This is a genomic window from Micromonospora sp. SD19, assembly GCF_054462275.1.
This window is the reverse complement of the sequence record NZ_JBTLMN010000017.1, coordinates 42,835-52,862: the sequence shown is the minus strand read 5'-3', so window position 1 is coordinate 52,862 and position 10,028 is coordinate 42,835. Positions and strand designations below refer to the sequence as shown.

Sequence of the window (10,028 nt, the reverse complement as noted above, 5' to 3'; positions counted from 1 at the left end):
CCCAACCCCCCCCCCCCCCCCGCGCCGCCGAACTCGGTCGATCATGTAGTTGTGGTGCCTGGCTTGGTGCTGTACGGGCACTTTGTCACCCACCACAACTCCATGATCGACGAGGCGGTGTGGGTTGACGATCAAGATCGAGCATGGGGACGGCAAGGGTGGGTGGCGCGTCGGGGCGGGCGCGATGCGGGTGTACGACGAAAGAGCCGGACCCGTACGGGTCCGGCTCTTTGCGCGTACGACTGAGGGGTCAGCGGCCCCGCGACTGGCGGAAGGCGCCTGGCGGCCGCATGTTCTTCGGGATCGCGCCCTTGGGCATCTGCGGCCGGGCGGTGAGCGCCTTGAGCCGCTTGTCCAGCGAGTTGACGTCCTTGCCGGAGAGGGCGCGGGGCAGGCGCAGCAGCGTCGTGCGGAGCTTGCGGATCGGCAGCTCGCCCTCCTCCTGCCCGATCACGTAGTCGTGCAGGGGAGCGGAGCCGATCACCTTGGACAGCCGCCGCTTCTCCTGGCCGAGCAGGCCGCGCACCCGCTGCGGGTTGCCCTCGGCCAGCAGGATCACGCCCGGACGGCCGATCACCAGGTGGACCATGTCCATCTGGGTGGTCGAGCTGACCGCCGGGGTCACCCGCCAGTCGCCGCGCATGTTCTCCATGATCTGCGCCGCCGCGCCGGGTTGCCCCTCGGCGGCGTTCATCATCGCCTTGTTGGATCGCAGGTTGAGCACGATCAGCACCGCGAGCAGGATGAACAGGATGCCCAGCGGCAGCCAGATCCAGCCCCAGAGGATGACCGCGACCACGGTGAGCGCGAGCGGGATCAGCACCGCCGCGGCGACCAACGGCGCGAACCACCGGTCCTGCTTGGCGGTGAACTGGAACACCATCCCGATCTGCTTCAGCCGCTGGCCGAACGAGACCTTCTCCTGGGGCTTTGCCATGCCGCAGAGTCTAGTGGTCGCCGCCGGCCCGGTTGATCCGCGTCCGGGTGCCCGGGCAGCTGAGTACCTTACGTCGCCGTACGCGCCCGGACGGGCCGGGTAAGGAGGCTGTGGGCGGGGAAGATGAGGCGCCGTGCCCATGCCCGGGTGGGGCCTTCGCGCGGAGAGTCGTCAGCAGAAGACGACGACGCCCCGAAGGAGCCCGAGATGTTCGGCAACGACAGCGATTTCCTGCTCACCCTGCACCGTACCCACGCCGCCGAGCTGCGCGCCGACGCGGCCGCCGACCGGCTCGCCCGGTCGCTGTCACGTCCGGTAAGCCGAGGGTGGTTGGGCCGGCGCAGGCAGGCCGGTCGCACCGACGACGCCCGCCGGTGACCGCGCCCAGCGCGGCGGCCACCTCCACCGCGGTCGCCACGTTCACGGCACCTGATGGGGTGCCCGCTCGACCCGATCCGACCCCGCCGCCCGGCCACCGGCCGATCGGCGGGGTCGGCCCGGTCGCCCGCCATGGCATGCTCGAACACGTGACAGTGCGCGCCGCCAGTTCCGTCCTCGTCGGGCGTCACCGCGAGACCGCGGCCCTGCGCCACGCGCTGGGCCGGGCGCGGGCCGGGGAGCCGACCACGGTGCTGGTCGGCGGCGAGGCTGGCGTGGGCAAGACCCGGCTGCTGGAGGAGTTCGCCGGCTGGGCCACCGACGGCGCGGCCCGGGTCCTCGTCGGCCAGTGCCTGGAGCTGGGCGAGGCGGGTCTGCCGTTCGCCCCGTTCGCCGCCGCGTTGCGCGCGGTGCTGCGCGCCGACGGCCCCGAGGTCTTCGCCGGCTACGAGGCGGAGTTCGCCCCGCTCCTGCCGGAGCTGGGCCGCACCTCAGTGGCGCTGGCCGCACCGCGTGCCGCCGCACTCAGCGACGCCCCGCGCGGCTACCTGTTCGACCTGGTCGCCGAGTTGTTCCAGCGGCTGGCCGACGCTCGCCCGCTGGTCCTGATCATCGAGGACCTGCACTGGGCCGACCGCTCCACCCGCGACCTCATCGGGTTCCTCGTCCGGGCGGCGAGGCCGGGCCGGCTGTTGCTGGTCTGCACCTACCGCACCGACGAGTTGCAGCGCGGGCACCCGCTGCGGCCGTTCCTCGCCGAGCTGGACCGGGCCCGGGGTGTGGAGCGGGTCGAGCTGGGCCGCCTGGACCGCGACGGCACCGCCGCGATCCTCGCCGACCTGCTCGGCGCCGAACCGCTGGCCCGCGCCGTCGACGACGTCCACGACCGCACCCAGGGCAATCCCTTCTTCATCGAGGAACTGGCCGTCGCCGGTGACCCGATCGGCTGCGCGGCGCTCCCCGAGACGCTGCGTGACCTGCTGCTGGCCCGGGTGGACCGGCTTCCCGAGCCGGCCCAGCGGGTGTTGCGGATCGCCGCCGCCGGCGGCACCCGGTTCGCCCACGACCTGCTCGCCGAGGTCGCCGGGCTGCCCGAGGCCGAGTTGGAGGACGCGCTGCGCGCCGCCGTCGCCGCCCAACTGGTGGTGGCCGACCCGGACGGTGACTACGAGTTCCGCCACGCGCTGGTCCGCGAGGCCGTGCACGACGAGTTGCTGCCCGGTGAGCACGCCCGGCTGCACGCCCGCTTCGCCGCCGCCATCGAGGCCCAGCCGCACCTGGTCGCCGCCGGCCGGGCCCCGGCCGAGATCGCCCACCACTGGTACGCCGCGCACGACCACCCGCGTGCCCTCGTCGCCGCCCGAGCCGCCGCGTGCGCCGCCGCCGACCGGTACGCGTACGCCGAGCAGCGCCGACTGCTGGAGCGGGCGCTGGAGTTGTGGGAGCTGGTGCCGGACGCCGCCGACCTGCTCGGCATGGACCACCTCGCGCTGCTGGAGCAGACCCTGGACGCGGCGGTCACCGCCGGCGACTTCAGTCGGGCCATCACACTGACCCGGGCGGGACTGGCCGAGGTGGACGCCGACGCCGCGCCGCTGCGTGCCGCCCGCCTGCTGGACCAGCGCGGTCGACTGATGGCCCTGCTCGGCAAGAGCGACGGCAGCCGGGAGCTGGACGAGGCGTACCGGCTGGCGGCCGGTGGCCCGCCCGGCGTGGAGCGGGTCCGGCTGCTGGCCGACATCGCCACCCACCTGGTCAAGATCGACCCGAAGAAGGCGGCCCGGGTGGCAGCCGAGGCCGCCGCCGATGCCGAGGCGCTCGGAGAGCAGGTGGCCCTGCTGTCGACGCGGATCGCGCTGCTCTGCCACGGCGAGCGGGACCTCACCGGAGGGCTGGCCGAGCTGGGCCAGGCGGCCGCCGCAGCCCGTGCCGCCGGCGACGCGCCCACCCTGGTGCTCGCCATGGTCTTCGAGTCGGACATGCTCTGCGAGTTGGGCCGCTACGCCGAGTCCGCGCAGGCCGCCGAGGCCGGGGCGACCGAGGCGCGTCGGGTGGGGATCAGCCGCTCCACCGGGGCGTACCTGCTCTCCAACCGGGCCGAGGCGCTCATCGCGCTGGGCCGGTGGGACGAGGCCGAGGCGGTCTGCGCGGAGGCCGCCCGGATCGACCTGTCGGGTGTGACCGGGCTGCACTGGCTCCAGCTGGGCGCCGGGCTGCGGCTGGCCCGCGCCCATCCGGGCGCCGACGAACTGGTCGACCGGGCGCTCACCTTCCTCAACCGGCCGTACCTGTGGCCGAACCACCGGCTGCCCCTGCACGAGCTGGCGATCGAGGCGGCGCTGGCCGCTGACGACAAGGTCGAGGCGGTCCGGGCGGCCCGCGTCGCGGTGACCGACGAGAGCCTGCCGCAGCTGCCCCGCGAGGGTTGGCCGGTGCTCAGCGCCGCCGCGCGTACCGCGGCCCGGGTGGGTGACCGGGAGCTGGCCGCCGCCGTGGCGACGCTCGCCGCCGACCTGCCGGCGCGGCACCCGGCGGCCCGGGCGCACGCCGCCCAGGTCGGCGCGCTGCTCGCGGTCGGCGACCAGGCGCTGCCGGCGTGGCGCGCGGCGGTCGACGCGTGGCGGGCCGACGGGCAGCCGTACCCGCTGGGCCGGGCACTGCTCGCGCTGGCCGAGGTGACCGCCGCCGCCGGGGAACGCGACGAGACGGCGGCTGCGGTCACCGAGGCCACCGAGATCGGCCGGCGGTTGGGCGCGGCGCCGCTGGTCGAGGCGGCAACCACCCTGGCGCGGCGGGTCGGCCTGCGCGGTGCGGCCGGCGGGGCCGGCGCGGACCTGCTGACCGCCCGGGAGCGGGAGGTGCTGCGGTTGGTCGCCGAGGGGCACAGCAACAGCCGGATCGCCGAGCGGTTGTTCATCTCGCCGAAGACGGCAAGCGTGCACGTCTCCCGGATCATCGCGAAGCTGGGCGTGTCCAACCGGGTGGAGGCCGCCGCCCTGGCCCACCGCCTGGGCCTGCTCACCGAGGCCGCCGCGCCGCGCTGACAGCGGCTGCGGGATCAGCGCGGCAGGTAGATGCGCCAGCCCTCGATCGTGACCAGGTCGAGGCTGCCCGGCGCGACCCGCTGCCGCTCGTCGAGCACCCCGGCCAGCGGCGAGCCGGCCGGCGCGACCCAGGCCGGCGCCGTCGCGCTGTCCACCTCCCGCCGGTACGCGGGGTAGCGGTCGAACCCGGGGTGGAGGTTGTCGTCGACGACCGCGCAGACCACCCGCTCCGCGGTGGCGAAGGTGAGCCGGTTGCAGGTCCAGTAACCGGCGCGCACGTGCCGTACGCCGAGCTGACGCAGGGTGCTCACCAACTCGGCGTGCCGGGCTTCGGCGGCCCGGGTCGCCCCGACGGTCTGCGCCGCCCGCCAGGTGGCGTGAGTGGCGGTACCCACGGTGGTGGCGAGCAGCAGCACCGCGACCGAGCGGGCCACCGTCGACCGGACGCCGTGCCGGCCGGTCGCCGCCGGTCGCAGCCCACGCCGGGCCACCGTCCACACCGGCCAGAGCAGCGCCGGCAGGGAGATGAGCAGGCAGGACAGGTAGCGGGAACTCTCCACCGGCGTGAGCCCGGCGGCACTGCTGACGGTGTACGCCCCGAGGGTGGCCAGCGCGGCCAGCACGAGCGCCAGCCGGACCGCCGCCGCCACCCGGGGCGACACCGCGCCGGGGCCGACCTCGGCGGGGCCACTGTCGGCGGTGCGCAGGACCCGCCAGGCGGTGCCGGCGGCGACGGCCAGCAGCAGCGGCAGGACGAGTGCCCACCACAGCTGCCAGGTGGCGCACTGGCCGGGAGCGCAGAAGCCCATGCCCAGCGGCGGGCCGAGCACCAGACCGCCGTGCAGCCGGTCCACCCAGCCCGCGCTGGCGTTCGCGCCGCTGGCCACGAGCACGGCGTGCAGCGGGTTGCGCCCGGTCAGCAGGCTGTGCAGCAGCAGCGGGGCCGCCCCCAGCACGGCCGCCACCCCGAGCAGCGCCCCGGCGGCACCCCACAGTTCCCGGCGGCGGAACGCGACGAGGACCGCCCCGGTCGCCGCGACGTACGGCAGCACGAGCGGGTCGACCCAGAGCATCAGACCGGCCAGGAACCCCCAGGTGGCCCAGCGCGCCAGCCGCCAGCACTGCCGCCCGGTGTCGGCCGACGGCCCGCGGCGGTCGGTGGCCAGGTCCACGGCGAGCAGGGCCAGCGCCGCCGCGGCCACGTTCATCTCGGGGTAGCCGCCGCCGGCGATCAGCTGGTTCTTGACGATCCGGTCGGAGCCGAGGGCCAGCAGCACGACCATCAGCAGCCCGAACCACCGGTCCCCGGTCAGCCGCAGCGTCAACCGCCAGGCCAGCAGCAGGAACAGCGCGTACAGGGCCAGCGTGGGCAACCGCAGCCCGAGCAGCGACGGCCCACCGGCCACGGCGAACACCGGCGCGGCCAGGTACGCCTCCAGCGTGCCCATGTACTGCTGGCCGTAGAACCAGATCGGGAAACCCTCGCCCCGGGCGATGTGCAGCGCGGCCAGCCCCATGGTGGCCTCGTCGCTGTTCGTCGGCGGCGCGGCCTGCCGCAGCAGCCAGAGCCGGTAACCCACGCCGGCGAGCACTGCCAACCCGGTGAGCCAACCGACCAGGCTGGCACGTGCGCCGGGACGCGGGCGGGGCGCGCCCGCGCCGCGCGGCTGCTCGCGTACGCCGACGGTCATCACAGGATCATGGCACCCGGACGTCGAACGGCCGCGCGGCGTTGCCGGCGGAGTCAGCTGACGGTGACGACCGAGGCGGCGGCGCGGGCGTCGATGGCCTGCTGGTACAGCCGGCCGGCCCGGTACGACGAACGCACCAGCGGCCCGCTCATCACCCCGGCGAAGCCGATCTCCTCGGCCTCCTCCCGCAGCTCCACGAACTCCTCCGGCTTGACCCAGCGGGTCACCGGGTGGTGGCGGGGGGAGGGGCGCAGGTACTGGGTGATGGTGATCAGCTCGCAGCCGGCCTCGTGCAGGTCGCGCAGCGCCTGCGAGACCTCGGCCCGCTCCTCGCCCATGCCCAGGATGAGGTTGCTCTTGGTGACCAGGCCGTCGGCGCGGGCCTGCCGGATCACGTCCAGCGAACGGTCGTAGCGGAACGCCGGGCGGATGCGCTTGAAGATGCGCGGCACGGTCTCCACGTTGTGCGCCAACACCTCCGGGCGGGAGCCGAAAACCTCGGCCAACTGCTCGGGGACGGCGTTGAAGTCGGGGATCAGCAGCTCGACGCCGCAACCCGGCTGCAGGGCGTGGATCTGCCGGACGGTCTCGGCGTACAGCCACGCGCCGCCGTCGGGCAGGTCGTCGCGGGCGACACCGGTGATGGTGGCGTAGCGCAGCCCCATCGAGACCACCGACTCGGCGACCCGGCGCGGCTCGTCGGCGTCGAACTCGGCCGGCTTTCCGGTGTCGATCTGGCAGAAGTCGCAGCGCCGGGTGCACTGGTCACCACCGATGAGGAAGGTGGCCTCCCGGTCTTCCCAACACTCGTAGATGTTGGGGCAGCCGGCCTCCTGGCAGACGGTGTGCAGCCCCTCGCGCGAGACGAGCCCGCGCAGCTGGGTGTACTCCGGGCCCATCTTGGCCTTGACCTTGATCCATGGCGGTTTGCGCTCGATCGGCGTCTCGGCGTTGCGCGCCTCGATCCGCAGCAGACGCCGCCCCTCGGGGGCCGCCGTTGCGGTGCGCGCTGCCTGGCCGGTCGTCGGCGCGGAGTGCTCGATCGTCACGAAAACGAGCCTACGCCCGACGGCAGGTGTCTATGTGCGTCAGGCGACCGGCGTCACGCCCCAAACCTTGTGACGCCGGACACCGGGGTGTCGAAAATGTGCGTCACACGAGCGGGATCCGGGTGCTACGGTCACCGCCAACAGCGATGACGGAGCCAAGTAGCGTCCCGACCCGCCAGTGCAGAGAGCCGCCGGTGCTGAGAGGCGGTCTGGCGCCGGGGCGCGAAGACCCTCCCGAGCTGCGGGCAGAACGGCGAAACGCCTAGTAGAGCCCGCCCGGCTGGCCCCGGTCATCAGGCGACGAACGAGGCCTCCGCTTCGGCGGGGGTGAAGGTGTGGTGGCACCGCGAGGTTCCCGCTCGCCCACACCTGCCTGGGGCTGATGCGACACATCGCTTCCCCCGGGCGGCGACGGCGTCGCGATCGACCGAGGAGCAGCGCGCCATGCAACGAACCCTGTCCCATCACCTGCCCGCCAGCATCGGCACGACAGTGCGGATCGCCGGCTGGGTGCACCGCCGCCGACTGCTCAAGTCGGTGGCCTTCCTGATCGTGCGGGACACCGCCGGCCTGGCCCAGGTGGTCGTCACCGACCCGGCCGTCCGCGCCGAACTGGAGAAACTCACCGAGGAGACGGTCGTCGAGGTCACCGCCACGGCCACCGCGAACGGCACCGCGCCCGCCGGGGTCGAGCTGACCGACCCGACGGTACGTCCACTCGGGCCGCCCGCCGCGCCGCCACCGTTCGACCTGTACCGGCCGGCGCTCACCGCGAGCCTGCCCACCCAGCTGGACCACGCCCCCACCGCGCTGCGGCACCCCACCCGCTCGGCCGCGCTGCGGATCTCGGCGGCCGCGGTGGCCGGGTTCCGGACCGCGCTCGACGCCCGCGACTTCGTGGAGATCCACACGCCGAAGGTGGTCAGCTCCAGCACCGAGAGCGGCGCGAACGTGTTCGCGCTGGACTGGTTCGGCCGGCCCGCGTACCTGGCCCAGTCGCCGCAGTTCTACAAGCAGCTCATGGTCGGCGTCTTCGAACGTGTCTACGAGGTGGGGCCGGTCTTCCGGGCCGAGCCGCACGACACCGTCCGGCACCTCGCGCAGTACACGTCGCTCGACGCGGAGCTGGGCTTCGTTGCCGACCACTCCGACGTGATGCGGGTGCTGCGCGACACACTGGCCGGCATGTTGGGCGCGGTGGACGAGCGGGCCGGCGCGGCCCTGGCGACGCTCGGCGTCACCGCGCCGCAGGTGCCGGCGGAGATCCCGGCGGTGCACTTCACCGAGGCGTTGGCGATCGCCGGCGCGCCCGCCGACGAGCCGGACCTCGCGCCCGCCCACGAACGGGCGCTGGGCGAGTGGGCCCGCCGCGAACACGGGTCGGACTTCCTCTACGTCACCGGCTACCCGATGGCGAAGCGGCCCTTCTACACCCACCCGGACCCGGAGCGGCCCGCGTACTCGAACGGTTTTGACCTGCTCTTTCGAGGTCTGGAACTGGTCACCGGCGGGCAGCGGCTGCACCGGCACGCCGACTACCTGACGGCGTTGGCGGCCCGGGGTGAGCCGGTCGAGCCGTACGCCGGCTATCTGGACGCGTTCCGGCACGGCATGCCGCCGCACGGCGGCTTCGCCATCGGCCTGGAACGGTTCGTGGCCCGGCTGGTCGGCGCGGCCAACATCCGGGAGGTCACCGCGTTCCCGCGTGACCTGCACCGCCTGACTCCGTAGGGCTGCCCTGCCGGCCCATCCGATCGGGTGGGCCGGCAGCGGGGCTCAGGCGGGGCCGAGCAGGTCCCAGAGGTTGCCGGCGATGTCGCGGAAGACAGCGACCTTGCCGTACGGCTCGGTGCGCGGCGGCTTGACGAACTCGACGTGCATCTCGACCATCCGGCGGTACGTGGCGTCGAAGTCGTCGACCTGGAGGAAGAACCCGACCCGGCCGTGGGTCTGGTCGCCCACCGCGGCCTCCTGCCGCTCGCCGTCGGCGCGGGCCAGCAGCAACCCGGTGCCGCCGCCCGGCGGGCGGACCACCACCCAGCGCTTCGGTCGCCCGTCGTTGGTCAGCGACGGGGAGTCCTCGGCCAACTCGAAGCCGAGTGCCCCGGTGAAGAAGGCGATGGCCGGGTCGTACTCGGTGACGACAACGGTGACGAGGTCGATCTGCATTGGCCCGAGGATAGGCCGACCCTCGGTCACCCCGGCGCGCGGCCGGGCCTGCTCAGAGCGTGACGAGGGTGGAGAGCCGACGCTCGACCACCGGGAGCACGTCGGCGACGCCGATCGGGCGGCCCAGCTCGGCGGTGAGCGAGGTGACGCCGGCGTCCCGGATGCCGCACGGCACGATCCGGTCGAAGTACGTCAGGTCGCAGTCACAGTTGATCGAGAAGCCGTGCAGGGTGACGCCCCGGGCCACCCGGATGCCGATGGCGGCCACCTTGCGGGCCGGCCCCCGGTCGTCGGCGGGCACCCAGACCCCGCTGCGCCCCTCGACCCGGCCGGCGCTCAGCCCGAACTCGGCGCACACGTCGATGAGCAGCTCTTCGGTCCGGCGCACGTAGGCCACCACGTCCACCGGGTCGGGCAGGCGCAGGATCGGGTAACCGACGAGCTGCCCCGGCCCATGCCAGGTGATCTTGCCGCCGCGGTCCACGTCGACGACCGGAGTGCCGTCCATCGGCCGGTCCCACGGTTCGGTGCGCTTGCCGGCGGTGTAGACGCTGGGGTGCTCCAGCAGCAGCACGGTGTCGCCGCGCTCGCCAGCCACCACCGACTCGTGCAGGCGTCGCTGCTCGTCCCAGGCGGCCTGGTAGTCGAGCAGGCCGGCACGAACGGCCGTCAGGCCGGGGGTCGTCGTTGTCACGGCATCAAGCCTAGTCCCGCCATGGGCGATCTTCCCTGGTGAGCCGCCTCACCGGCGAAGATCACC

Annotated in this window: 8 protein-coding genes; 3 read left to right on the top strand and 5 right to left on the bottom strand. The window is 74.0% G+C overall.

Annotation, left to right across the window (positions count from 1 at the left end; all coding sequences use genetic code 11):
* Window positions 1-250: 250 nt before the first annotated feature.
* Entirely contained in the window at window positions 251-937 is a 687-nt protein-coding gene (locus ACX27O_RS32400) for a DUF4191 domain-containing protein (RefSeq protein WP_030330083.1), read from the bottom strand.
* Between the two features lie 207 nt (window positions 938-1,144).
* Between ACX27O_RS32400 and ACX27O_RS32395 the strand changes: the two genes are divergently transcribed.
* Together ACX27O_RS32395 and ACX27O_RS32390 are read left to right on the top strand one after the other, a co-directional pair.
* The gene (locus tag ACX27O_RS32395) at window positions 1,145-1,315 is read left to right on the top strand and encodes a hypothetical protein (RefSeq protein ID WP_167337283.1); all 171 of its coding nucleotides are present in this window, start codon (window positions 1,145-1,147) and stop codon (window positions 1,313-1,315) included.
* Window positions 1,312-4,359, top strand: coding sequence for a helix-turn-helix transcriptional regulator (locus ACX27O_RS32390; RefSeq protein ID WP_458940578.1), 3,048 nt, complete (start codon window positions 1,312-1,314; stop codon window positions 4,357-4,359). Before ACX27O_RS32395 ends, ACX27O_RS32390 begins: the two co-directional genes overlap by 4 nt.
* A gap of 14 nt (window positions 4,360-4,373) precedes the next feature.
* Here ACX27O_RS32390 and ACX27O_RS32385 read toward each other — a convergent pair whose 3' ends face one another.
* Complete coding sequence (locus ACX27O_RS32385; protein WP_458940577.1) at window positions 4,374-6,050, bottom strand: hypothetical protein; 1,677 nt, start codon at window positions 6,048-6,050, stop codon at window positions 4,374-4,376.
* A 53-nt stretch (window positions 6,051-6,103) separates the two neighbouring features.
* Window positions 6,104-7,099 carry a lipoyl synthase gene (gene lipA, locus ACX27O_RS32380; RefSeq protein WP_081883748.1) on the bottom strand — a complete coding sequence of 332 codons (996 nt, stop codon included), beginning with the start codon at window positions 7,097-7,099 and terminating at the stop codon, window positions 6,104-6,106.
* A 444-nt stretch (window positions 7,100-7,543) separates the two neighbouring features.
* Between lipA and aspS the strand changes: the two genes are divergently transcribed.
* Window positions 7,544-8,830: an aspartate--tRNA(Asn) ligase gene (gene aspS / locus ACX27O_RS32375; protein WP_458940576.1), complete on the top strand. Its 1,287-nt coding sequence runs from the start codon at window positions 7,544-7,546 to the stop codon at window positions 8,828-8,830.
* A gap of 45 nt (window positions 8,831-8,875) precedes the next feature.
* Here aspS and ACX27O_RS32370 read toward each other — a convergent pair whose 3' ends face one another.
* Both ACX27O_RS32370 and lipB read right to left on the bottom strand, forming a co-directional pair.
* Window positions 8,876-9,268 (bottom strand): VOC family protein, encoded by a 393-nt coding sequence (locus ACX27O_RS32370; RefSeq protein ID WP_030330073.1) that lies wholly within the window; start codon window positions 9,266-9,268, stop codon window positions 8,876-8,878.
* 52 nt (window positions 9,269-9,320) lie between these two features.
* Window positions 9,321-9,962, bottom strand: a complete 642-nt coding sequence (gene lipB, locus ACX27O_RS32365) for a lipoyl(octanoyl) transferase LipB (RefSeq protein ID WP_210865455.1) — start codon at window positions 9,960-9,962, stop codon at window positions 9,321-9,323.
* Window positions 9,963-10,028: the final 66 nt, after the last annotated feature.

What these genes read in the sequence shown, in the direction of transcription:
- ACX27O_RS32370 (WP_030330073.1), bottom strand. Translation starts at nt 9,268, where the DNA reads ATGCAGATCGACCTCGTCACCGTTGTCGTCACCGAGTACGACCCGGCC.
- ACX27O_RS32400 (WP_030330083.1), bottom strand. Translation starts at nt 937, where the DNA reads ATGGCAAAGCCCCAGGAGAAGGTCTCGTTCGGCCAGCGGCTGAAGCAG.
- ACX27O_RS32395 (WP_167337283.1), top strand. Translation starts at nt 1,145, where the DNA reads ATGTTCGGCAACGACAGCGATTTCCTGCTCACCCTGCACCGTACCCAC.
- ACX27O_RS32385 (WP_458940577.1), bottom strand. Translation starts at nt 6,050, where the DNA reads ATGACCGTCGGCGTACGCGAGCAGCCGCGCGGCGCGGGCGCGCCCCGC.
- aspS (WP_458940576.1), top strand. Translation starts at nt 7,544, where the DNA reads ATGCAACGAACCCTGTCCCATCACCTGCCCGCCAGCATCGGCACGACA.